Source organism: Pseudomonas sp. TE12234, from assembly GCF_054061835.1.
Window position 1 is genome coordinate 25,932 of the sequence record NZ_JBSSEP010000020.1, and the last position, 22,512, is coordinate 48,443.

A 22,512-nucleotide genomic window follows, 5' to 3' on the forward strand; every position below is an offset into this window, starting at 1 on the left:
TCATGGCCGTGAAAAAACGTCTTAATGCCAAAGAAAAATACCGCTGCATGACTCGTGACCTGGACTGGGAGCCGAGCTACCAGACCCACGAGGACATCTACCCCCATGAGCGTTTCGAAGGAATCAAGATCACCGACTGGGACAAGTGGGAAGACCCGTTCCGCCTGACCATGGACACCTACTGGAAGTACCAGGCCGAAAAAGAGAAAAAGCTCTACGCGATCTTCGATGCGTTCTCGCAAAACAACGGCCATACCACGCTGTCGGACGCCCGCTACGTCAACGCGCTGAAGCTGTTCCTGTCCGGTGTCACGCCGCTGGAGTACCAGGCCTATCAAGGTTTCGCCCGGGTCGGCCGGCAGTTCAGCGGCGCCGGTGCACGGATTGCCTGCCAGATGCAGGCCATCGACGAACTGCGCCACGTGCAGACCCAGATCCACGCCATGAGCCACTACAACAAGCACTTCAACGGCCTGCATGACTTCGCGCACATGCACGACCGCGTGTGGTTCCTCTCGGTGCCCAAATCGTTCTTCGAAGATGCACGCACCGCCGGGCCGTTCGAGTTCCTCACGGCGATTTCGTTTTCGTTCGAGTACGTGCTGACCAACCTGCTGTTCGTGCCGTTCATGTCCGGCGCGGCGTTCAACGGCGACATGGCCACGGTGACCTTCGGCTTCTCCGCGCAGTCCGACGAAGCCCGGCACATGACCCTGGGCCTGGAAGTGATCAAGTTCCTGCTCGAGCAACACGAAGACAACGTGCCGATCATCCAGCGCTGGATCGACAAGTGGTTCTGGCGTGGCTACCGCCTGCTGACACTGGTGGGGATGATGATGGACTACATGTTGCCGAACAAAGTCATGTCCTGGTCCGAAGCCTGGGGCGTGTATTTCGAAGAGGCCGGCGGCGCGCTGTTCAAGGACCTGGAGCGTTATGGCATCCGTCCTCCCAAGCACGTCGAAGAGGCCAACATCGCCAAGGATCACGTCAGCCATCAGGCCTGGTCGATCTTCTACCAGTACAGCCAGGCAACCAACTTCCACACCTGGATGCCGACCGACGAGGAACTGGACTGGCTCTCGGAAAAGTACCCGGACACCTTCGACAAGATCTACCGCCCACGCTTTGAACACTGGCGCGCGCTGCAGGAAAAGGGCGAGCGCTTCTACAACCCGACCTTGCCGATGCTCTGCCAGATCTGCCAGATCCCGCTGTCGTTCGGCGAGCCGGATGACCAGACCACCCTCAGCCACCGCAGTGCCGTGCACGAAGGCGAGCGCTATCACTTCTGCTCCCAGGGTTGCTGCGACATCTTCGAATACGAGCCGACCAAGTACATCCAGGCCTGGTTGCCGGTGCATCAGATTCTGCAGGGCAACTGCGGTGGCGCCGACGTCGAATCGGTGGTGCGCGATTACTACAACATCAATCCCGGCCAGGACAACTTCGAATACCTGGGTTCCACCGAGCATCGGCGTTGGCAGGACTGGCACCCGAACGATCGCAATAGCGCGCCGGCCACCTCGAAACCCTAACCCTTGTGGGAGCGAGCCTGCTCGCGATGGCGCCGGAGCATTCACCTGTTTCGGTGGCCGTTAGATCGCTTCGCCGGCAAGCCGGCTCCTGCAGTTAACCGATAACAAAAAGGACAAGATCATGCCTGTGACTGCCATCGGCGCCTACGACGCCCAACCCCTGGACCGCCAGGAAAATTTCCATGGCCTGCAACTGGTGTACCTGTGCTGGGAAAGACACCTGATGTTCTGCGCCCCGTTTACCTTTCCGCTGCCCCCGGCGATGCCGTTCAGCGACTTCCTCGAGCAGGTGGTCAAGCCTTCGATTGCCCGGCACCCGGATGCGCCTCGGGTCGATTTCGCCCAGGCCCTGTGGCGCCTCAACGACCGGCCGTTCACGCCGGACCTTGGGGCGAGCCTGATCGCCAACGGCATCGATCACAAGAGCCTGCTGCACCTCGATACCCCTGGCTTGAACGGCCTTGCCGGCAGCTTTAACTGAGGACACGGCGATGAGCTACCAAGTAACCATCGAACCCACCGGTGAGCAGATCGAAGTGGAAGAGGGCCAGACCATCCTGCAGGCCGCCTTGCGCCAGGGCGTCTGGTTGCCGTTTGCCTGCGGTCATGGCACTTGCGCCACCTGCAAGGTCCAGGTGCTGGAAGGCGAGGCGGACCTCGGCGCGGCTTCGTCTTTTGCGCTGATGGATATGGAGCGCGATGAGGGCAAGGTATTGGCGTGCTGTGCCATCCCGCAAAGCGACATGGTGATCGAGGCCGATATCGATGCCGACCCGGATTTCCTCGGGCATCCGGTCGAGGACTACCGCGCGGTGGTCAGCGCGCTGGTCGACCTGTCGCCGACCATCAAGGGCGTGCACCTCAAGCTGGACCGGCCCATGGCCTTTCAGGCGGGGCAGTACATCAACCTGCAATTGCCCGGCATCGAAGGCACGCGGGCCTTTTCCCTGGCCAATCCACCGAGCCGTGCCGATGAAGTTGAACTTCATATTCGGCGGGTCGACGGTGGCCTGGCCACGGGCAAGATTCACGACGACTTGAAGGTCGGCGATACGGTGGATCTGTCCGGGCCGTACGGCCAGTTTTTTGTGCGCACCTCGCAAAGTGGCGACCTGATCTTCATCGCCGGCGGCTCCGGTTTATCGAGCCCGCAGTCGATGATCCTCGACCTGCTGGAAGCCGGCGACAGCCGCCAGATCGTGCTGTTCCAGGGCGCGCGCAACCGCGCCGAACTCTACAACCGCGAACTGTTCGAGGCGCTGGCACGGGAATACGCCAACTTCACCTATGTGCCGGCGCTCAGCCAGGCGGACGAGGACTCCGACTGGACGGGGTTCAAGGGCTACGTGCATGACGCGGCGAAGCAGCATTTCGACGGACGCTTCAACAACCGCAAGGCTTACCTGTGCGGGCCGCCGGTGATGATCGACTCGGCCATCACCTGCCTGATGCAGGGGCGGTTGTTCGAACGCGACATCTTCATGGAGCGCTTCTACAGCGCCGCCGACGGCAGTGAACAAAGCCAGCGTTCGGCGTTGTTCAAACGCATCTGAAACCGCCCCCCGATCCACTGTGGGAGCGAGCCTGCTCGCTCCAACCAGTAATGGAACCTGCCTTCTCGACACTACGAGCGGGCAGGGCGTGCCCGACCGATAACAACAATAAGGTTGAAACGAATGACTCGCAGAACAAACAAGCTGCTCGTGATCTCCACCCTGGCCAGCGTCAGCGCGGCGCTCTCTGTCCCGGTGCACGCCACTGAAGGCGGAGGCACGTCCTACCCTTTGGGCGCGGAAAACTACATGTCCGGGGCGATGCCGCCACCGGGCTTCTACGGACAACTTTTCGTCAATCACTATGAGGCCGATAACCTGCGTGGCAACGACGGCAAGAAACTCCCGGTGGATTTTCGCGTGCGCGCCAACGCCATCACGCCACGGCTGATCTGGGTCAGCGATTACACCTTGTTCGGTGCCAGCGTGGCGCTGCACGCGATCGTCCCGCTGGTGGACCTCAAGGTCGATCTCAACGGTCAGTCGCAAAGCAAAAAAGGCCTGGGGGACGTGATCTTCGGGCCGGCACTGGGCTTTCACCACAGCGATAAATTCCACAGCATCCTCGCCCTGGACATGATCGCCCCCACCGGGAGCTATGACCGTGGTGACCTGGCCAACACCGGGCGTAACTACTGGGTGATTGAACCGGTCTATGCCATGTCCTACGTCGACCCGAGCGGGCTCAACCTCGATGCCAAGGTGATGTACGACTTCAACCGCGAGAACCCGGCGACCAACTACCGTTCGGGGCAGGAGTTTCACGTCGACTATGCCGTCGGCTGGGGCCTGGGTAATGGTTGGGTGTTGGGCGTGGGTGGCTACTACTACCGACAGACCACCGATGACCGCCAGAACGGCGAGACGATTGAAGACAACAAGGGCCGGGCGCTGGCCATCGGGCCGTCGATCAAATACACCAGCAAGGAGGGCTGGTTTGTCACGGGGAAATGGGAGCAGGAAACCGAAGTGCGCAACCGGGCGCAGGGCAATGCGTACTGGATGAAGCTGACCGTGCCGTTCTGACTGGTCACATCCCTGTGGGAGCGAGCCCGCTCGCGATGACGCTTGCATGGCCGACAGACATCATCGACTGACGTTACGCCATCGCGAGCAGGCTCGCTCCCACATTTGGATCCTGGGTGTTCACACATGTGGTGAACGATCCCATACTTTATTTTTCTGCGGACAGCGGCGGGGTGCGCGGCGGGATCAGGCGCTTGGACCCGGTCGACTCGAACGCCGACGCAAAACGCAGCAGGGCCGAATCGTCATAGGCGCGACCGGCGAAGGTCAGGCCGACCGGCATGCCGATGTCGGGCATCACACCCATCGGTACGGTGACCGTCGGCACGCCCAGGTGCCGGATGGCGAGGTTGCCGTTGGCCACCCAGATGCCGTTGCTCCAGGCGATATCCGCTGACTGCGGGTCGACATCGGCATTGGCCGGCGCCACGTCGGCGACGGTCGGGAACAGCACCGCGTCGAGGCCCAGGCGATCCATCCATTCTTCGAGGTCGATGCGGCGGGTCTGTTCAAGACCCCGCAGGCCGTCAGGCACCGTGCTGATCTGGTCCCATGGGGTAATGCCACGCTCGGCCATCCTCACGTATTCGTCCATGCCGGCGGCCAGGTCGCCCTCACGATTGGGCAGTGTGCCCGGGTCGTGCGGGAAAATCAGCGGCCCGTCGACGTCGACCAGCCGGTTGAGTTTCGGATCGCCGTTGGCTTGCAGGAAATCATCGAAGGCCCAGGCCGTCAGGTCCCACAGCTCGTGGTGCAGGAACTCCTTGGAGACGATGCCACGGTTGAACACGGTCGGCGCACCGGGACGATCACCTTCGCAATTGGAGACCAGCGGAAAATCGACTTCGAGCACTTCGGCGCCAGCGGCTTCGAGGGCCTTGCGCGCTTGTTGCCACAGCTCGATGACCGAGTCACGGGTGATGATGCGTTGCCCGGTCGGCCCGCCGATACCCGGTGCATCGCTGGTGCCGGCTTCGGCATCGGCATTGATGTACATGCGCGGAACGCCGAAACGCTTGCCTGCCAGTGTGTCGGACTTCACGGCAAGTTCCTGATAGGAGACCGGACGCACCGAGGCAACGCTCGGAATCGGCACCCAGGGTTGCAGGCGCCACAGGTCGCCACGGGTGTCGGGATCTTCCGCCACCACCACGTCGAGGACCTCAAGCAGGTCGGCCATGGTTCTGGCGAACGGCACGACCACGTCCATGGTCGGCGTCAACGGCCAGTTGCCGCGCACCGAAATCATCCCGCGTGAAGGCGTATAGGCACACAAACCGTTGTTCGACGCAGGACCACGGCCACTCGACCAGGTTTCTTCGGCGAGGCCGAAGGCTGCGAAGCTGGCCGCGGTGGCGGTGCCGGCGCCGTTCGACGAGCCCGAGGCGAAAGGGGCCGTGAGGTAGTCGGCGTTGTACGGGCTCTCGGCACGGCCATAGACGCCACGCTGCATGCCGCCATTGGCCATCGGTGGCATGTTGGTCTTGCCCAGGCAGATCGCCCCGGCAGCGCGCAGACGCTCGATGGTGAACGCGTCGCGATAGGCAATCAGGTCCTTGAAGGCCGGGCTGCCCGAAGCCGCCGTCAGTCCCTTGACCAGATAACTGTCCTTGGCCGTGTAGGGAATGCCGTCGAGCGGCCCCAGCGTCTGGCCTTTGGCTCGACGGGCGTCGGAGGCCTGCGCTTCAGCGAGCGCTTCGGGGTTGCGCACCACGACCGCATTGAGGGCGGTGGGCGTGTCGGTGCCGTCGTATGCATCAATCCGGGCGAGGTAAGCCTGGACCAGCTCAACCGCCGTGGTCTGGCCGGACTCCAGCGCAGCGCGCAGTTGGGCGATGGAAACTTCAGTGACCTCGATCATGCTGCCACCGCCGCTTGCTGATGGGCGACACAGTGATGATGGCCATCACACCAGGTCTTGGGCACAGCGACATCGCTTTTCTGAAAATGGGTGTTCATATCGGTTCTCGTTGCACGGCGTTCCGCGACGCGGTCTGTTTTTGTGGCTGAGCGCTGTATTTTGCACCAAGTCGGGGGGAGGGCAATCGCTGTGATGGGGGGTGTGCTGATTCAGGGGGCTGAACGAGGATCGGTAACGCCCTCCGTGGCTGATCGCTTGCCCCGAAGAGGTGACGGCCTGGTGACAATGACATTCAGCAGAAAATAATCCCGGTGTCATCTGGCTGTCACCGAGCCCGTGGCAACATCCTCGCGGTCCGCGTTGAGCGGTCCAAGGGCTGTCGGATTTGCCAGGAATCCCCACCATGAAAGGCGACGCCTCACTCTTTGCCGCTATTGATCTGGGCTCCAATGCGTTTCGCCTGATGATCGGCCAGTCGGTCAAGCGCAATCAGCAGTTCATGATCCAGGAAGTGAAAACCCTGCGTGAACCCGTCCGTTTGGCCGAGGGTTTTCAGGGCGGGGCGCTGGACGAACTGGCGCTGGATCGAGGCTGGCAGGCGCTTGCGCGCTTCGGCAAAAAATTGCGTGGCTTCGAGGCGGGGCGAGTGCGGGCGGTGGCGACCAGCGCGGTTCGCCAGGCGGACAACGCACCCTTGTTTCTGGCCAGTGCCGAGCGGCACCTGGGGTTTCGCATCGATGTCATTTCCGGGCAAGAAGAGGCCCGACTGGTGTACGCCGGCGTCGCCCATACCCTTCCTGATACCCAGCGCATGCGCCTGGTGGTGGATATCGGTGGCGGTTCGACCGAGCTGATCCTGGGCAAGGGCGCACAGCCTTTACTCACCGAGAGCATTGCCGTGGGCAGCGGCACCGTGGGGGCGCATTACTTTCCGGGCGGCACCATCAGCGCGAAGGCGCTGCTGGAAGCCGAGCGAGTCGCCACGCTGCAGTTCGAAAGGGTTGCGCGCCGTTATCGTGCCCAGGGCTGGCAGCAGGTCATCGGCTCATCAGGCACGGCGCGGATGCTGGCCAAGGTGCTCAAGGCCAACGGGTTGAACGACTACGGTCAAAGCGGCGTGACCTATGGCGGCCTCTTGCGCCTGTCGGTGCGCCTGCTGGAAGTGGGGCATGTCAAACAGCTCAAGCTGGCCGGCTTGCAGGCTCATCGCCTGAGCATCCTGCCGGGCGGCCTGGTGCTCATGTTGGCGGCGTTCAAGGTGTTTGGTGTCTCCCACATGACGCCGTCCGAACCCGGGTTGAGGTTTGGTGTGCTGCATGGGTTGATGTCCAGACACTGATCACCTCGGTCCCCTGAGCTGGCTTGTCGGGTCGCCGTATCGCAGCGATGGTCGTTAACGATAACGCGCATGATCTGGGTCAACGCGGCGTGCTCGGGAACATCGCCAGCAAGCTCGCTCCTGACGGTGTTGCGTTGCCAATGTCCGGGCACGGTCCCTTGTGCGCGGGCTTGCCAGCGAAGGTGGTTTCGCAAGTCGCTTCAGTAGACCCCTGGTATCAACCGCCAGCTGCGCGCGCAATAAGCCTCGTATTCAGCCCCGAATTGCGCCCGCAGCAGGGCCTCTTCCGCCTGTATCCGCGCAATCAACGGGATCAGCGTCAGCGCCGCCAGGAGCAGGCCCAGCCCCGAACGGAACGCCAGTGCCCAGCCCACGGCAATGATCAACATGCCCAGGTAACTGGGGTTGCGCAGGTTGCGATAAATTCCGTCGGTGACCAGCCGATGCCCTGGCTGAATCGCCACCAGCCCACTGAAGCGTTTGCCGAGCACGAATACCGGCCACATTCGCAGGGCGCCGCCGAGGATGAACAGCAAGGCCCCCAGCCAGCGCACGCCCTCGCCACCGAACGTCCAGAAGTCGATGCGGTCGCTGTAGGCCGGCAGATAACCACTCAACAAGCCAATGACCCCGAATGCCGGGAGTACCCAGCGGTTGGCCCGGTCCTCGCGTTCGCCGGAGCTCAGGTTGACCTCGGTGAACAGCGAAGCGATGACCATGACCAGCGTGGCAAGCGCCACCAGCACCAGCGAGGGATGGGAGAAAAACGCGGCGAAACCACCCAGCCCGCCTATTGCCAGCCCGAGGTAGGCAAGGGTGGACGCGATGGCGAAAAACGCCAGTCTGGCGGAAATTTTCATTGGCAACTCCACTGAGGGTAACGTCCTTTCTTTCAGTGTAGGAGCTGGCTTGCCGGCGATAGCATCTGCGGCATCGATGCGCCTCGCATGGTCCTTTTCGACCATCGCCAGCGCCAGGTCTTTTCCGGGTTGTTCGGCAACGTCAGGGCGGCGCCACGTTATCGCTGAAAAGCCAGCCTCGGGTCAGGGTGAACTAAGCTTGGATAAGGATCGTTCACCGCTGCCCCGTGGACCCTTCGACGAGTGGGCGGCGCGTAACAGGAGCCGCCATGCTTCACATCAGAACGCCGTTGATTCTGCATCCTGGCCTCTCGACCACGACCCGCCGCATCTGGCTCAAACTGGAAAACCTTCAACCGAGTGGTTCATTCAAACTACGCGGCATGGGGCTGTTGTGCAGTCAGGCCGCGGCCCAGGGCAAAACCAGAGTCGTGTGCCCGTCCGGGGGCAACGCCGGATTCGCCACTGCCGTGGCCGCCGCCAGCCTGGGGTTGAAAGCCTGCATCGTGGTGCCGCATACGACTCCTGAAAGCACCCGCGCACGGATCCGTAAAACCGGTGCCGAGGTGATCGTCCACGGCAAAGTCTGGGACGAGGCCAATCAACGGGCCAAGGAACTCGCTCAGGGTGCGGACAGCGAATACGTGCCGGCATTCGATCATCCGGTGTTGTGGCAAGGGCACAGCACGATGATCGATGAAATCCTCGAAGACTGTCCGCAGGTCGACGCCGTGGTGACCTCGGTGGGCGGCGGCGGTTTGCTCGCGGGCATTCTCACCGGGTTGATCCGCCATCGGCGCACCGATTGCCGGATCATCGCCTGCGAAACCCGGGGCGCGGCATCGTTCGCCGCGGCCATGGCGGCGGGGCATCCCGTGCGTTTGCCACGGATCGACACGGTCGCCACCTCGCTCGGCGCCGCTCAAGTGGCGGCGTGGCCGGTGCAGCACATCCTCGCTTTCCCCCATGAGTGCGTGGTGCTGGAAGACGAGGAAGCGATCATGGGCGTGGTGCGTTACGCCAGTGATTTGCGGCAGTTGGTTGAACCGGCGTGTGGCGTGTCGCTGGCCATTGCCTACCTGGATCATCCGGCAATTGCCGAAGCCCGGGACGTGGTGGTTGTGGTGTGCGGCGGGGTCAGCATCAGCGCGGCACTGGTGGCCGGCTGGGCGCGGCTCTCTTGAGCTCAGCCTTGAAAGCAAGGCAGGGCCGGAAACGCTGTCCAGGTTTCACAAGCCCCACCGCTAAGGTTGGCCGTCGTTATTGACCGGCTGGAACGCCTTCCTGGACGAGAATGGCGCGAGCCAGGTCTTCGTCGCTTGCGTTGTTGAGGTCGGGGTGCTCCTGCCGGAGCTGTTTGAGAACCGATTCCAGATAAGCGCCGCGAATCGCACCACCACTGGCCACGAAGCTGGAGGCGTCATCCCGGGCAGGAATCATGAGTTTGTGGTCCTTGAACGTCGAGTACAGCGATGCGGAAACCCCGGCTGAGGTGGCGACATCGCCTGCGTCCACCTTGGCCATTGCAGAGCCGAAGGGTAAACACAGCAACAGAGACGAAACGATAATCAGACGGCGCATGACGGTGTCCTCTCAAAGCGTGAAGCAAAAAGGAAGTCCCTCATATTTTAGGATGCACGGCGGTTGTCAGGAGTTCCCTGAGGATGACCATTCACGCCGGTGTGGTGCGGATAATCGTTTTCCGGGGCGTGTGTTCACCTCAAGCGCGGTAGCAACCGGCTTGCCAGCGATGGTCGTCAACGATGGCGCGTGTAGCCTGGTTAAACGCGGCGTACTGGCGCCGATCGACAGCAAGCGGGCTCAGGTTGTGCGTTTGCGGGGCTCCTTGATCTGATCCGTATTTTTCTGCGCTTTCTGCCTCTGTAATGCACTCGGCCTGCGCCCCACAATAACGGCACGGTCCGCAGTCGCAGCAGTGGTTGCACCGCTTATTCGAAACGGAGGTGACCTTATGGGCAAGATGGCGATTTTTCTCGGTGGTTTTCTGGTGCTGACTATCCTGATCGGCGTGCTGGCAACGATTTCACCGGCCTGAGGCACGTCAATGTCATGACCCCGCATTGAGGGCTGCAAGGTGTGGTCGGGGATCGCCCGAGCCATGCCTGCCTGTTTGATCTTGAATATCGCAATATAAAAAGATATACAGCGATCACATGCGCGGTCTTAAACAAGGAATGACTCATGACCATGGCCCTGAACGGTAAAGAAGCAGTAGGCGAACGTTACGAACTGGAATCGATGCGCCATGCGCAGCAGATGACCTGGAAGGCCATTGAGCAGATTGCCAGTGTCATCACGCCGGGCATGCGCGAGTCCGAGGCGCAGTTGCGCGGCAAGCAGGTCCTGTCCGAAATGGGTATGGATCGAATCTGGCATCCACTGCTGGTGCGCTTCGGCGCCAATACGCTCAAGACGTTCAAGCAACGCTCCGACGGCGACCCGCAGCTGGGTGAAGAGGACATTTTCTTCATCGACATTGGGGTGGTCTGGCAGGGCCACGAAGGGGATGCCGGCGCGACATTCACCACCGGCTCCGACCCGCAAATGATCGCCTGTGCTTCGGCCGCCAAGGACCTGTTTGACCGGGTCGAGAGCTTTTGGCGCAGCGAGCGGGTGTCCGGCGTGGCGCTGTATGACTATGCCACCGCTCAAGCCAAGGCCATGGGCTGGACGCTCAATCTGGACATCAAGGGTCATCGGGTCAGCGATTTTCCCCATGCGATATACCGGGGCGGTGATCTGGGAGATCTGGATCAATGCCCGACCACTGGCCTGTGGATTCTGGAGATTCAGATCGCCCACCCCGAGCGTCCCTTCGGCGCGTTCTACGAGGATTTGCTGATTTGACCGTCGAGTGAACCTGCGTCCCGGGAAATTGCGCTATTGTCGCTGGCCGCCACTGAAGCGATTTCCAAGGGACGAAGCACATGACATTGACTGTCGAAAGCCTGGTCAGCATCGCCATGACCAATCCGATCAACGCTGAAATCACCTCGCGTTTGCCTGCACTGGGTTTGAATCAATGCCTGCTTACCGCCGGCTGCCTGTTCCAGGCCGTGTGGAACCGGCAGGCGCAGCGTCCTGCCGCGTGGGGAGTGAAAGACTACGACGTTTTTTACTTCGATGAGGACCTGTCGTGGGAGGCCGAAAATGAGGTCATCCTTGCTGCGCAGCATCTGTTCCGCGACCTGGAAGCCAACGTCGAGATGAAGAATCAGGCGCGGGTCCATCTTTGGTACAGCCAGCGGTTTGGCGGGGCTTATCCGCAGCTTCAATCGGCCAGGGACGGGGTTGATCGCTACCTGGTCGCCGGGACCTGTATCGGCCTGGATGTTGAAACCGGCGAGGTCTATGCGCCCCATGGCCTGGCCGACACCGAGCACGGCCTGCTGCGCATCAATCCCAAGAATCCCCAGCCAGAGTTGTTCGTGCAGAAGGCCAAGAGTTATCAGACTCGCTGGCCCTGGCTGAAGATCGTTGCGCCTGAGCCGTCCTGAGCGACTGCAACAGGGCGCTAGCGCGGGGGAGTGCGTCTATTGGCTTGTCTGTTGCCCGTGGGCAGCGGCGGCCAGTTGCCCGGTATCGACCCGAACAAAAATCGAATCGCCAATGGCGGTGAGCACGTCCCCGGCATAGACCTCACAGATAACCCGGGTCTTGCGCCCGACTTCACCATCCACTTTGGCCCGCAGGGTCAGCGGTACACCCATGGGCGTCGGTTTGATGAACTTGATGCCCAGGTTGCCCGTGACGCAATTGATGCGCGGCAGGCTGGCCACTTCACGCTGTTCCTCACGGTAGTGATAAGCCATCACCGTCCAGTTTGAATGGCAGTCCACCAGCATCGCGATCAGGCCGCCATAGACCAGATCCGGCCAGCCGCAATGCATGGCATCGGGCAGGTGTTCGGCCATCACATGCACGCCATCCTCATGCCAATGGCTCTTGATGTGCAGCCCGTGGGGATTGCTGCTGCCGCAACCGAAACAAACGCCTTCGGGCGCGGCGGTGTCTTGCAGTGAGAGGTCGAGCTTGGGCATGGATCGATCTTCCGGAAATGAAAACGGTAAAACCTGCGGGAGTGAGCGTACTCGCGATAGCGGGTTGTGCCGGCGCTCAGCGCATGACTCGCACCGGCTATCGCGAGCAGGCTCGCTCCCACAAAAGTGGTGCCTGTTATTTCATATCGGTCAGATCCGCGCCAGTGCCTGGGCCAGGTCCGCGCGCAGGTCCTCGACATCCTCGACCCCCACGGACAAGCGCACCAGCGCATCACCGATACCCAACTGCGCACGGGTGTCAGCGGGGATGGTGGCGTGGGTCATGATCGCCGGGTGCTCGATCAGGCTTTCCACACCCCCCAGGCTTTCGGCCAAGGCAAAGATCCGGACGTTTTCGAGGAAACGCCTGGAACCGGCCAGGTCGGTGTTGAGGTCGAGGGAGATCATTCCGCCGTAACCGCGCATTTGCTGCCGCGCCAGTTCGTGCTGCGGGTGCGACGCCAGGCCCGGATAGTAAACGCGCGCGACCTGCGGCTGGCGTTCCAGCCATTGCGCCAGTTCCAGCGCATTGCTGCAGTGACGCTCCATGCGCAGCGCCAGGGTCTTGACCCCGCGCAGGGTGAGGAAGGCGTCGAACGGGCCGGCAATCGCACCCACCGCGTTTTGCAAGAAGCCCAGGCGCTCGGCCAGTTCAGGGTTGTGCCCGACCACCGCGATGCCGCCGATCACGTCGGAGTGGCCGTTGAGGTACTTGGTCGTCGAGTGCAGCACGATGTCGAAGCCCAGCTCCAGCGGGCGCTGGATATAGGGGCTGGCAAAGGTGTTGTCGGCCACGCAGATGATGCCGCGTGCACGGCAGATGCGGGCGATGGCGGCGAGGTCGGACAGGCGCAGCAGGGGATTGCTCGGTGTCTCGACCATGACCATCCGGGTGTCGTCTTGCAGTGCCGCCTCGAACGCCGCCAGGTCGGTCAAGTCGACGAAGCTGAAACGATGCCCGGCGCTGCGCTGGCGCACCTTGTCGAACAGGCGGAACGTCCCGCCGTACAAGTCATTGCCCGAGACCACGTGCGAGCCGGCATCGAGCAGCTCCAGCACGGTGGAGATCGTCGCCAGCCCGGAAGCGAAGGCGAAGGCCTGGGTGCCTCCTTCGAGATCGGCCACGCAACGCTCCAGTGCCCAGCGCGTCGGGTTGTGCGAGCGTCCGTAGTCGAGGCCTTTGTGGACGCCGGGGCTTTGCTGCAAATAGGTGGAGTTGGCATAAATGGGCGGCATCAGCGCCCCGGTGGAAGGGTCCGGCGCCTGCCCCGCGTGGATCACCCGGGTGGCGAAGCCCTGTGGTGCGGCGTCTTTATCGTGCTGACTCATGCAAGGGATCTCCGTAAGTGATTGAGCATGTCGAACCGGGTAATCAGGCCATGAAAGCCCGAGGCGTCGGCGATGATGGCCACCAGGCCGCGGTCGAGCTCGGCCTGCAGTTCGGCCAGGCTGGCGTCGGGTGGCAGGGTTTGCAGTTTGTCGGTCATCGCGCTGGCCACGGTCACGCGAAAGTGCGAAGCGTCCTGGTGCACACGCAGCAGAATGTCGGACTCGTCGATCACCCCGATCAGCCGCTGGCCATCGACCAGCACCGGCAGTTGCGACACATCCGCCAGGCGCATGCGCTGGAAGGCGGTGAGCAGGGTGTCATCGGGACCGACGCTGATCACCCGGCCATCTTCGAAACGCCGCGCGATCACGTCGCGCAGGTCGCCGTAGCGCTTGCTCTGCAGCAGGCCCTGATCGGACATCCACTGGTCGTTGTAGATCTTCGACAGGTAGCGGGTGCCGGTGTCACAGACGAAGCTGACCACCCGTTTCGGCTTGGTCTGCTCGCGGCAGTAACGCAGCGCCGCGGCCAGCAAGGTGCCGGTCGAGGAGCCACCGAGGATGCCTTCGGCGCGCAGCAGTTGCCGGGCATGATCGAAGCTTTCCTCGTCGCTGATCGAATAGGCGTGGCGCACGCTGGAAAGGTCGGAAATCGATGGAATGAAGTCTTCGCCGATGCCTTCCACCGCCCATGACCCGGGCGTCGGCAGGGTGCCGTCGCGGCTGTATTGGGCCATCACTGAGCCGACCGGGTCAGCCAGTACCATCTCCAGCTCGGGCTGCACCCGTTTGAAAAAACGCGTCAGCCCGGTCAGGGTGCCGGCCGAACCGACGCCGACCACGATGGCGTCCAGATCATGCTGGGTCTGTGCCCAGATCTCCGGGGCGGTGCTGCATTCGTGGGCCAGCGGGTTGGCCGGGTTGTTGAACTGGTCGGCGAAGAACGCGTCGGGAATGTCCTTTGCCAGCCGCGCGGCGACGTCCTGGTAGTACTCGGGATGGCCCTTGCCGACATCGGAGCGGGTGATGTGCACTTCGGCGCCCATGGCCTTGAGGTGCAGGACTTTTTCCGTAGACATTTTGTCCGGTACCACCAGCACCACCCGGTAACCCTTGGCGCGACCGACCAGGGCCAGGCCGAGGCCGGTATTGCCGGCGGTGGCTTCAACGATGGTGCCCCCGGGCCGCAGGCGGCCATCGCGCTCGGCGGTATCGATCATCGCCAGGCCGATACGGTCCTTGATCGACCCACCGGGGTTCTGCGATTCAAGCTTGAGGAACAGGGTGCACGGGCCTGTATCGAAACGGCTGACACGCACCAGGGGCGTATTACCGATCAGTTCGAGTACGGCGGGGCGGGAGTCGTTTGGCATGTCGTCACCTCCTGTGGAAATTCGCACTGGAAAGACAGAAACCAGTGGCGCGCCATCGCGCCATTCGCGGCAAATCTTCGTTTGGACCTTAGGCCGGGATTGCCTGAGCCGCAACCTGAGACGGCCAGTCGGTCATGCCGTCTGCCAATACCGAAGGCCCCCGACGGTGGGGGAATTCCCTGTGTTTGGGCGGCTTTTTGGGAGAGGAGGATCATCGCGCGGGCGGGCGTCAGCGCCTAACGAAATCGCTGCGGTATGGCCTTCTCAAACGGATAGAGCGAAAAGTAAGGCCGGGCTTCGTCGATGACCCGCTGGAACGATGGTCGCTGGGTCAATCGTTCGAAATACGCTTGCAAGTGCCGGCAATCCTCGGGAAACGGCAGCAGGGTGCTGGCATAAAAAAGGGCCGGGCAGGCAGCGCAATCGGCCAGGCTGAAGTCCGGGCTGGCGACCCAGGTGCGTCCAGCCAACTGGCGTTCGAGCATGCCGTAGGCGGTCATCAGCGCAGCGCGCTCGCGGGTCAGGTCTCCATGGGCCGCACGCAGGCGATCGGCAACGATCTGCTGCATCGGGGTCTGCACATGAAGGTCGAAGAAACGGTCCCACAGGCGCACCTCCAGCGCCGTGTCCCAATCACCGGGAATCAGCGGGTGTGGGCCTGCATGGAAGTGGTCCAGGTACTCGATGATGACACTCGACTCCGCCAGGTTGCGCTGGCGCGCGCGATCGCGGATGACCGGGAATTTGCACGGGGGCCAGAGCGCCTGGAGCACTGATCGATCTGCCTCGCTGGTGAGATCGATGATCTTCTTTTCGAATTCGATGGCCTGTTCGTAGAGCGCGACCAGCACTTTGTGGCAGTAGGACGACAGCGGATGGTAGTAAAGAGTCAGCGGCATCTTTGAGCTCCGGCTTGCAGGGCGACCCCTGCAGTATTGGCCAGGGTCGGCAAACTCGCGCGGCTGGCTGACGAACAGCTCGGACGATCAACAACCGCCCGGCCAGCGAAGGCGTCAGCCAATTCAGCATCCCTCTCGGCAGCGCCTTGCTGGCAATGGTCGTTAACGTAAACGCGTTCAGACCGGTTGAATGCGACGCACATGAGTCCATCGTCAGCAAGCTGGCGCCTACAGACGCCCGGTTATTCGAAGGCGCTGCGGTAGGCGAAAATGCCGGGCAGGCCACCGGTCATCACAAATAGCAGGTTGCTTCCTGCCGGATACTCGCCGGCGCGAACCGCCGCCAGCAAGCCGGCGAAGGCCTTGCCACCGTACACGGGATCAGCGAGCAGGCCTTCGTGGGATGCGAGCAGCCGCACTGCCTCCAGCATGGCTTCGGTGGGTGCGCCATACGCGTCGCCGCGCTGGCTGCCGTCCACGCTGACCGAGCTTTCGGCCAGCGTGGCGCCGGGGTCAAGCAGTTGCAGAACCTGGCGGGTTTTTTCCAGGGTTGTGGTCGCCGCCTGGTCTTCGCCAGCGAGCACGGTATAGCCGGCGATTTGTGTTGATGAGTGGGCGAGGGTGACGCCGGCCAACAGGCCCGAATGGGTTCCGGCGCTGCCATTGGGCACGATGATCCGGTCGAAATGCACATCGAGCGCATCGGCCTGGCGCAGGATCTCGGCCGCGCAGGCGCTGTAACCCAGGCTCCCTCTGGGACTGGACCCGCCCAATGGCATGACAAAGGGTTTTTTCCCCTGTTGCCTGAGCTTTTCGACCCGCTGCGCCGCAAAGACATCGGGCGCGGCGCCGGGGGCAAGTCGGTGAACCGTCGCGCCAAACAGAGCGTCCAGCACGACATTGCCGTTGTGGCAAAAGTCCTCGTCGCTGCGCACCGCCGACGGCGTCAGGATCAGTTCGCAGGCCAGTCCCTGCTGGGCGGCGACGGCAGCGGTCAGCCGCGCATGATTGGACTGAAAACCGCCCCAGGTCACGAGCGTGTCGGCCCCTTCGGCCAGTGCTTCGCCGAGCAGAAACTCCAGTTTGCGCAGCTTGTTTCCGCCGCCGCCGAGGCCTGTCAGGTCATCTCGCTTGACGTAGATATTGCAGCCGTTCATCTCGGGCAGACGGCTCAATCGAGACAGTTTCTGAATCGGTGTCGGACCTTCGAGCAGCGTCGCCCGGGGGTAGGCCGCGAGTGCGGTGTCGAGGTGGCTCAAGTCATGGGGCATGCGGGTTCGCTCGTGAAATGAAGGAACGGAGGGGGTCTGTCACTGTATTAAGCCCTCCTGCGAAGATAAATGCGTGCCGTGGAATTTCAGTTGATACACCGTGTAATTAGCGCTGCAGCCCACGCCGGCTCTGCATATCACTCATACCGATAGCTCCGATCAAATTAATTCGTTTTTGAAGATGCTTGGGCGCGGGTAGTGTCCGCTTGAACCGAAATTTCAATTCAAGTACGACACCGGAGTGCCCTTCGTGAACTATGCCGATCGCAACCTTTCATATTGGCGTCGCAACCTGGCCGTCTGTGTCTTTGGCTCCTTTACCACGCTGGTCAGTCTGAGCATGTTGCTGCCGTTCCTGCCGCTTTATGTGCAACAGCTGGGCGTCACTTCCCAGGCCGACGTGGTGCAATGGTCGGCCGTGGCATTCGGGGCGACGTTTTTCGGCACGGCGATCACCGCGCCTCTCTGGGGACGACTGGCCGATCGGTATGGGCGAAAACCGATGCTGATCCGGGCGGCCATTGGCATGGCGGTGGTGATGTCGATGATCGGGCTGGCGCGCAACGTGACCGATCTGGTGCTGCTGCGCCTGATCGCGGGGCTCATCGGTGGCTACGCCTCGGCTTCCATCGTGATGATCGGCTCCCAGGTGCCAAAGGAAAAGGCCGGCTGGGCCTTGGGCGTGCTGTCGACGGGGGCGCTGTCGGGCAACCTGATCGGGCCGCTGGTGGGGGGATTCCTGCCTGGGTTGGTCGGCATCCGCGGCACGTTTTTCGTCGGTGGCGCGATGATCGCGGTGGCGGCGATCACCACGATTGTGCTCATTCGCGAAGACTTCGATCGCGCCACGGACGGTGCTCGCCGGGGCAAAGAAACCCAGACGCCAGGTGTCAGTTCACGCTGGCCGATCATCGCTGCACTGCTGATCACCGCGATGATGGTGCTGCTGGCCAACATGTCGATCGAGCCGATCATCACGGTCTATATCGGTCACCTTGGCGTCGCACTGGATGACCAGGCGCGGATTGCCGGCGTGATCATGGCCTGTTCCGCACTGGGCAGCATCTTGACCGCCGCTCGCCTGGGGGCGCTGGCCGACCGCGTCGGCAGCTGGAACGTCATCATCGGCTGTTTGCTGGTGACGGGCGTGGTCATGGTGCCCCAGGCGTTCGTCACGCAATGGTGGCAACTGGCGATTTTGCGCGGCGTGATGGGCATGAGCATTGCCGGGCTGCTGCCGGCCATTGCCAAGCTGATCCGGCATTCGGTGGCGGAGCACAACACCGGCAAAGTCCTGGGTTATCTGCAGTCGGCACAGTTCTCTGGACAGGTCATCGGGCCCCTGATCGGTGGCCAGATCGGCGCGCATTTCGGTTTGCATCACGTGTTTCTGGTGACGGGCGCCCTGTTGGTGCTGTGTGCCGGGATCAACGGCTGGGTGAAGGCTTCGCCTGCTGTCACGCAACAAACGCCCGCTCAAAGGTAGCCTGGACAGGCGCTGTGCGAAGGCCTGAAGCAGGAGGCATCGCGGTTTAGTTGGTTCACCAAAAGCGATCACGAGATTCACAATTGATCATTTTACATGATCATTGTGCGGGCATAGGTTGAGGGTGCACAGACACCGCAGCCAGTGGCGGATCGAGTCTTCGAATCTGAGGCTGTGGAACAACAATAACGCAACCACTGCTCCACGGAGTCAACGTGAACCATGCATCTGAATCAGCCAGAATCCGTAACCACCCCCGGTACAAGGATTTGGTCTCAAGGCAGCGACGGTTCGTCGCTGGCCTGACCGCCGCCACCCTTGTGCCGTACTTCACGTTTATCCTCGTCGCGGCCTTTGCGCCCAGCCTTCTGGCGACGAAGCTTTCCGCCACCAGCATCATCAACATCGGTTGGCCGCTGGGAATGGCGTTCATCATCGGAGCCTGGTTGTTCACCGGGCTCTACATCCTTCGGGCCAATGGTGAGTTCGATGAACTGACCGCAGAAATCCGCGCGGGGGTGATCGTATGAAACACCTCCTTCGCAACCTCGTCCTTCCAGTCCTGCTCAGCGCATTCGCGGCTCGCGCCATGGCCGCCGACGTTTTGCAGAACGTCGAAAAGCAACCGATCAACATCACGGCGATCAGCATGTTCCTGGTCTTCGTCGTGACGACCCTGGGCATCACCTACTGGGCCGCCTCCAAGACCAAATCGATGGATGATTTCTACAACGCGGGCGGTGGCATCACCGGGTTCCAGAATGGTCTGGCGCTGGCGGGCGACTACATGTCGGCAGCGGCACTGCTGGGTGTTACCAGCATGATCTTCTTCAATGGCTTCGATGGGGTGCTGTATTCGATCAGCTTCTTTGTGGCCTGGCCGTTGCTGCTGTTTCTGTTTGCCGAACGCATCCGCAATCTGGGGCGCATCACCATTTCGGACATCGCCTCGTTCCGCCTCGATCAGAACCGCATTCGCACCATGACAGCCTTTGGTTCCTTGACGGTGGTGTGCTTCTACCTGGTGGTGCAGATGGTCGGGGCAGGGCAGTTGATCCAGCTGTTGTTCGGCCTGCCCTACAACTATGCGGTCATCGCGGTGGGGCTGTTGATGGCGGTCTATGTGACCTTTGGCGGCATGGTCGCGACCACCTGGGTGCAGATCATCAAGGCCGGCTTGCTGTTATTGGGCGGCACCTTGCTGGCGTTTCTGGCGTTGAGCAAGTTCGGCTTTTCCTTCGATCTGTTGTTCGAGAAAGCGGTGGCCGCGCACCACGACGGCGAGCGGATTCTGCTGCCGAGCAAACTGGTGGCCGACCCGCTGTCGCTGATCTCGCTGTCCTTGGGCCTGGTCTTCGGCACGGCGGGGCTGCCACACATCCTCATGCGTTTCTTCACCGTTCCGGACGCCAAACAGGCGCGCAAGTCGGTATTCGTCGCCACGGGCTTCATCGGTTTTTTCTACCTGATCGTGGCCGTGCTGGGCCTGGCCGCCATCGTCATCGTCGGCCAGGACCCGGCCTTCTACGAGTCGGGGATTGTCGGCGGCAAGCTGATCGGCGGCGGCAATATGCCGGTGATGCACCTGGCCAAAGCCGTGGGCGGGGATCTGTTGCTCGGTTTCATCTCCGCCGTCGCCTTCGCGACAATTCTGGCGGTGGTGTCCGGATTGACCATGGCGGGCACTTCGGCGATTTCCCATGACCTCTATGTGATGGTCATCAGAAAGGGCCGTGCCGATGCCGGGGATGAACGTCGTGTGTCGCGCATCGCTTCGGTGGGCATCGGCATCGTCGCCGTGGTGCTGGGGATTCTGTTCAAGGATCAGAACATCGCCTTTCTGGTGGCGCTGACCTTTGGCGTGGCGGCTTCGGTCAACTTTCCGATCCTCGTGCTCTCGATGTACTGGAAAGGGCTCACCACACGCGGCGCATTGATCGGCGGCGTCGCCGGCCTGGTGAGCGCGGTCAGTCTGGTCATTCTCTCGCCCGCTGTATGGGTCAAGGTACTGGGCAATCCCGAGGCGATTTTCCCGTACGACTACCCGGCCATCATCTCGATGAACGTGGCGTTCTTCTTCACCTGGCTGGGGTCGGTGACCGATCGCAGTCACGGCGCAGCGCTTGAGCGAGCGCGTTTCGATGATCAGTTGATCCGCGCCCGGACCGGGCTCGGTGCATCGCAAGCGGTCAGCCACTGAGGCGTATTCGCCCAACCCATACCTTTGCTGTTTTGCGCATTTTGCAAACGGAGTCAGCCATGCAACTAAAAGACAATGGCCTGAGATTTTCCCCTGTCACCGTCGCCCTGCACTGGGTCGTCGCGTTCGCGCTGCTGGGGATTTTCGGCCTGCAACTGGCCATCGGTCACGCCTCCGGCGAGGCACTGCGGACAGAGCTCGGCAGGGTGCAAAACCTGTTGGGCCTGATGTTGTTCCTCGTCTCGATCTACCGCTTCTGGGCCCGGATCACCTCTTACCATCCACTGCCCGTGGGCACGCCCAATCCCATCGAAGTGATCATCAGCCGCTCGGTGGCGGTGGCACTCGCCCTGGCCATGGTGCTGCTGCCGGTGGCCGTGTGGGCTTCGCGGGCCGCTGCCGGCGAGGGGGTGACGCTGCCGGGCGGATGGTCGATGCCGACATTGCTGCCGGTCAACGCGGTGTTGAAGGACGTCGTCGACCTGCTGTTCAACATCGGTGCGTCAGCCTTCCTCGCCGGCCTTGCCCTGCATGTGTTCGGTGCGGTCAAGAATCACTTTCTCCTGAAGAACAACACGCTCAAGCGGATGCTTGGAAAACATGTGGAGCTGTGAGTCATGAACGAAGCCAGATTCGATTTTGCCGGTAACGCCATCACCCGGCTCTGCGGCGTGAAGTACCCGATTTTCCTCGGCGGGATGGCGGCGATTTCCGGCCCGCCACTGGTCGCTGCGGTGGCCAATGCCGGGGGCATGGGCGTGATTGGCGGTTTGCGCTTGCCACCGTTGGCCTTGCGCCGCTGGATCCAGGAAACCCGCGGGCTTACCGATCAGCCCTTTGGCGTCAACCTGGTGCCGCAGTTTGGCGGGCCGGATGTGTTCGAGGCGCAGTTTCAGGTGATCCTCAAGGAGAAGCCCAAACTGCTGTCCCTGTTCTACGCCGAGAAGTATGCCGCCGACATGATTGCCCGGGCCAAAGACGCCGGGCTGGTGGTCATGGTGCAAGCGGGGTCGGTGGAGCTGGCCCAAATTGCCATCGCTCAGGGCGCAGACATCATCGTGGCCCAGGGCAGTGAGAGTGGCGGGCATTTGAATCGCGGCACGATTGGCATCATGCCGTTGTTGACGTCGATCCTGGCCGTCTGCGAGGGCCGGCCGGTGCTGGCGGCTGGCGGTATCGTCAACGGCGAGGATGTAAGCGCATTGATGTCGCTCGGCGCTGGCGGGGTGGTGGTGGGCACGGCGTTCATCGCCACCGAGGAGTCAAATGCCCATCCGCTGTACAAACAGAAGATCGTCGAGGCGACCACCGATGACACCGAGTACCGAACCGGCTACTCGTTCGGCTGGACCTGGGGCACGCCGCACCGGGTAATACCCAACCGCGACAAGTGGAACCTGCTGCGCTTCATCGGTGGCGGCGCCCGCGCCATCGACAAGCCGCGAATGGCAAAAAAGCTGTCGTTGTACGCGGGGCAGGGGGTGGGCAAGATCCACAGTGTCGTGCCCGCTGCCGAGCGCGTGGCGGAGCTGGTGCTCGGATTGCCGGTGACGACAAACCCGGTGCATCCCTGGTCATTGGTCGAGCCGGAACTCCGGATGCATAGCTGATCCCACTGTGGGCGCCGGCTTGTCGGGTCGGCGCATCGCAGCGATGGTCGTCAACGATAACGCGTGTGATCTGGATAAGCGCGGCGCACTGGAGTTCATCGCCAGC

The 22,512-nt window shown here is 62.1% G+C and carries 21 protein-coding genes; 13 read left to right on the plus strand and 8 right to left on the minus strand.

Annotation, left to right across the window (positions count from 1 at the left end):
• Positions 1–2 precede the first annotated feature (2 nt).
• From ACVWYU_RS25135 to ACVWYU_RS25150, 4 genes are all read left to right on the plus strand, one after another.
• Positions 3–1,538: an aromatic/alkene/methane monooxygenase hydroxylase/oxygenase subunit alpha gene (locus tag ACVWYU_RS25135; RefSeq protein ID WP_090323224.1), complete on the plus strand. Its 1,536-nt coding sequence runs from the start codon at positions 3–5 to the stop codon at positions 1,536–1,538.
• A gap of 121 nt (positions 1,539–1,659) precedes the next feature.
• Positions 1,660–2,019, plus strand: coding sequence for a phenol hydroxylase subunit P4 (locus tag ACVWYU_RS25140; protein WP_248916428.1), 360 nt, complete (start codon positions 1,660–1,662; stop codon positions 2,017–2,019).
• 10 nt (positions 2,020–2,029) lie between these two features.
• Positions 2,030–3,091 (plus strand): NADH:ubiquinone reductase (Na(+)-transporting) subunit F, encoded by a 1,062-nt coding sequence (locus tag ACVWYU_RS25145; protein ID WP_247254961.1) that lies wholly within the window; start codon positions 2,030–2,032, stop codon positions 3,089–3,091.
• 123 nt (positions 3,092–3,214) lie between these two features.
• Positions 3,215–4,117 (plus strand): SphA family protein, encoded by a 903-nt coding sequence (locus ACVWYU_RS25150; protein ID WP_247254960.1) that lies wholly within the window; start codon positions 3,215–3,217, stop codon positions 4,115–4,117.
• Between the two features lie 148 nt (positions 4,118–4,265).
• Here the strand turns inward: ACVWYU_RS25150 and ACVWYU_RS25155 are convergent, their stop codons facing one another.
• The gene (locus ACVWYU_RS25155) at positions 4,266–5,978 is read right to left on the minus strand and encodes an amidase (RefSeq protein WP_457373958.1); all 1,713 of its coding nucleotides are present in this window, start codon (positions 5,976–5,978) and stop codon (positions 4,266–4,268) included.
• A gap of 403 nt (positions 5,979–6,381) precedes the next feature.
• On the opposite strand from ACVWYU_RS25155, the gene ACVWYU_RS25160 reads away from it, so the two are divergent.
• Entirely contained in the window at positions 6,382–7,317 is a 936-nt protein-coding gene (locus ACVWYU_RS25160) for a Ppx/GppA family phosphatase (protein WP_247254954.1), read from the plus strand.
• A gap of 200 nt (positions 7,318–7,517) precedes the next feature.
• On the opposite strand, the gene ACVWYU_RS25165 is transcribed toward ACVWYU_RS25160, so the two are convergent.
• Positions 7,518–8,177: a methyltransferase family protein gene (locus ACVWYU_RS25165; RefSeq protein ID WP_457373959.1), complete on the minus strand. Its 660-nt coding sequence runs from the start codon at positions 8,175–8,177 to the stop codon at positions 7,518–7,520.
• Positions 8,178–8,446: 269 nt separating this feature from the next.
• Between ACVWYU_RS25165 and ACVWYU_RS25170 the strand changes: the two genes are divergently transcribed.
• Entirely contained in the window at positions 8,447–9,361 is a 915-nt protein-coding gene (locus ACVWYU_RS25170) for a pyridoxal-phosphate dependent enzyme (protein ID WP_090323214.1), read from the plus strand.
• Between the two features lie 76 nt (positions 9,362–9,437).
• Here ACVWYU_RS25170 and ACVWYU_RS25175 read toward each other — a convergent pair whose 3' ends face one another.
• A complete protein-coding gene (locus ACVWYU_RS25175) occupies positions 9,438–9,758 on the minus strand; it encodes a DUF2388 domain-containing protein (protein ID WP_390955586.1) in 321 nt (106 codons plus the stop codon).
• A 621-nt stretch (positions 9,759–10,379) separates the two neighbouring features.
• Here ACVWYU_RS25175 and ACVWYU_RS25180 point away from each other — a divergent pair.
• Both ACVWYU_RS25180 and ACVWYU_RS25185 read left to right on the plus strand, forming a co-directional pair.
• Positions 10,380–11,045 (plus strand): M24 family metallopeptidase, encoded by a 666-nt coding sequence (locus ACVWYU_RS25180; RefSeq protein ID WP_457373960.1) that lies wholly within the window; start codon positions 10,380–10,382, stop codon positions 11,043–11,045.
• 80 nt (positions 11,046–11,125) lie between these two features.
• The gene (locus tag ACVWYU_RS25185; protein ID WP_457373961.1) at positions 11,126–11,695 is read left to right on the plus strand and encodes a nucleotidyltransferase family protein; all 570 of its coding nucleotides are present in this window, start codon (positions 11,126–11,128) and stop codon (positions 11,693–11,695) included.
• Positions 11,696–11,731: 36 nt separating this feature from the next.
• Here the strand turns inward: ACVWYU_RS25185 and ACVWYU_RS25190 are convergent, their stop codons facing one another.
• From ACVWYU_RS25190 to ACVWYU_RS25210, 5 genes are all read right to left on the minus strand, one after another.
• A complete protein-coding gene (locus tag ACVWYU_RS25190; protein ID WP_457373962.1) occupies positions 11,732–12,238 on the minus strand; it encodes a PaaI family thioesterase in 507 nt (168 codons plus the stop codon).
• Between the two features lie 150 nt (positions 12,239–12,388).
• A complete protein-coding gene (locus tag ACVWYU_RS25195) occupies positions 12,389–13,567 on the minus strand; it encodes a trans-sulfuration enzyme family protein (RefSeq protein WP_247256782.1) in 1,179 nt (392 codons plus the stop codon).
• Positions 13,564–14,940: a pyridoxal-phosphate dependent enzyme gene (locus ACVWYU_RS25200; RefSeq protein WP_457373963.1), complete on the minus strand. Its 1,377-nt coding sequence runs from the start codon at positions 14,938–14,940 to the stop codon at positions 13,564–13,566. Before ACVWYU_RS25200 ends, ACVWYU_RS25195 begins: the two co-directional genes overlap by 4 nt.
• A gap of 236 nt (positions 14,941–15,176) precedes the next feature.
• The gene (locus tag ACVWYU_RS25205; RefSeq protein WP_457373964.1) at positions 15,177–15,839 is read right to left on the minus strand and encodes a glutathione S-transferase family protein; all 663 of its coding nucleotides are present in this window, start codon (positions 15,837–15,839) and stop codon (positions 15,177–15,179) included.
• A gap of 242 nt (positions 15,840–16,081) precedes the next feature.
• Positions 16,082–17,110 carry a D-cysteine desulfhydrase family protein gene (locus ACVWYU_RS25210; RefSeq protein WP_457373965.1) on the minus strand — a complete coding sequence of 343 codons (1,029 nt, stop codon included), beginning with the start codon at positions 17,108–17,110 and terminating at the stop codon, positions 16,082–16,084.
• Between the two features lie 250 nt (positions 17,111–17,360).
• Here ACVWYU_RS25210 and ACVWYU_RS25215 point away from each other — a divergent pair, with 250 nt between their 5' ends.
• From ACVWYU_RS25215 to ACVWYU_RS25235, 5 genes are all read left to right on the plus strand, one after another.
• Entirely contained in the window at positions 17,361–18,596 is a 1,236-nt protein-coding gene (locus ACVWYU_RS25215) for an MFS transporter (RefSeq protein ID WP_390955593.1), read from the plus strand.
• A gap of 215 nt (positions 18,597–18,811) precedes the next feature.
• Positions 18,812–19,126: a DUF485 domain-containing protein gene (locus ACVWYU_RS25220; protein WP_457373966.1), complete on the plus strand. Its 315-nt coding sequence runs from the start codon at positions 18,812–18,814 to the stop codon at positions 19,124–19,126.
• Positions 19,123–20,796, plus strand: coding sequence for a cation acetate symporter (locus tag ACVWYU_RS25225; protein WP_090323199.1), 1,674 nt, complete (start codon positions 19,123–19,125; stop codon positions 20,794–20,796). The genes ACVWYU_RS25220 and ACVWYU_RS25225 overlap by 4 nt, the downstream gene beginning before the upstream one ends.
• 59 nt (positions 20,797–20,855) lie before the next feature.
• Positions 20,856–21,410 (plus strand): cytochrome b, encoded by a 555-nt coding sequence (locus ACVWYU_RS25230; protein ID WP_248915113.1) that lies wholly within the window; start codon positions 20,856–20,858, stop codon positions 21,408–21,410.
• A gap of 3 nt (positions 21,411–21,413) precedes the next feature.
• A complete protein-coding gene (locus ACVWYU_RS25235; protein ID WP_457373967.1) occupies positions 21,414–22,406 on the plus strand; it encodes an NAD(P)H-dependent flavin oxidoreductase in 993 nt (330 codons plus the stop codon).
• Positions 22,407–22,512: the final 106 nt, after the last annotated feature.

Coding starts and splice junctions, on each gene's coding strand:
- ACVWYU_RS25135 (WP_090323224.1), top strand. CDS start 3: ATGGCCGTGAAAAAACGTCTTAATGCCAAAGAAAAATACCGCTGCATG.
- ACVWYU_RS25140 (WP_248916428.1), top strand. CDS start 1,660: ATGCCTGTGACTGCCATCGGCGCCTACGACGCCCAACCCCTGGACCGC.
- ACVWYU_RS25145 (WP_247254961.1), top strand. CDS start 2,030: ATGAGCTACCAAGTAACCATCGAACCCACCGGTGAGCAGATCGAAGTG.
- ACVWYU_RS25150 (WP_247254960.1), top strand. CDS start 3,215: ATGACTCGCAGAACAAACAAGCTGCTCGTGATCTCCACCCTGGCCAGC.
- ACVWYU_RS25155 (WP_457373958.1), bottom strand. CDS start 5,978: ATGATCGAGGTCACTGAAGTTTCCATCGCCCAACTGCGCGCTGCGCTG.
- ACVWYU_RS25160 (WP_247254954.1), top strand. CDS start 6,382: ATGAAAGGCGACGCCTCACTCTTTGCCGCTATTGATCTGGGCTCCAAT.
- ACVWYU_RS25165 (WP_457373959.1), bottom strand. CDS start 8,177: ATGAAAATTTCCGCCAGACTGGCGTTTTTCGCCATCGCGTCCACCCTT.
- ACVWYU_RS25170 (WP_090323214.1), top strand. CDS start 8,447: ATGCTTCACATCAGAACGCCGTTGATTCTGCATCCTGGCCTCTCGACC.
- ACVWYU_RS25175 (WP_390955586.1), bottom strand. CDS start 9,758: ATGCGCCGTCTGATTATCGTTTCGTCTCTGTTGCTGTGTTTACCCTTC.
- ACVWYU_RS25180 (WP_457373960.1), top strand. CDS start 10,380: ATGACCATGGCCCTGAACGGTAAAGAAGCAGTAGGCGAACGTTACGAA.
- ACVWYU_RS25185 (WP_457373961.1), top strand. CDS start 11,126: ATGACATTGACTGTCGAAAGCCTGGTCAGCATCGCCATGACCAATCCG.
- ACVWYU_RS25190 (WP_457373962.1), bottom strand. CDS start 12,238: ATGCCCAAGCTCGACCTCTCACTGCAAGACACCGCCGCGCCCGAAGGC.
- ACVWYU_RS25195 (WP_247256782.1), bottom strand. CDS start 13,567: ATGAGTCAGCACGATAAAGACGCCGCACCACAGGGCTTCGCCACCCGG.
- ACVWYU_RS25200 (WP_457373963.1), bottom strand. CDS start 14,940: ATGCCAAACGACTCCCGCCCCGCCGTACTCGAACTGATCGGTAATACG.
- ACVWYU_RS25205 (WP_457373964.1), bottom strand. CDS start 15,839: ATGCCGCTGACTCTTTACTACCATCCGCTGTCGTCCTACTGCCACAAA.
- ACVWYU_RS25210 (WP_457373965.1), bottom strand. CDS start 17,110: ATGCCCCATGACTTGAGCCACCTCGACACCGCACTCGCGGCCTACCCC.
- ACVWYU_RS25225 (WP_090323199.1), top strand. CDS start 19,123: ATGAAACACCTCCTTCGCAACCTCGTCCTTCCAGTCCTGCTCAGCGCA.
- ACVWYU_RS25230 (WP_248915113.1), top strand. CDS start 20,856: ATGCAACTAAAAGACAATGGCCTGAGATTTTCCCCTGTCACCGTCGCC.
- ACVWYU_RS25235 (WP_457373967.1), top strand. CDS start 21,414: ATGAACGAAGCCAGATTCGATTTTGCCGGTAACGCCATCACCCGGCTC.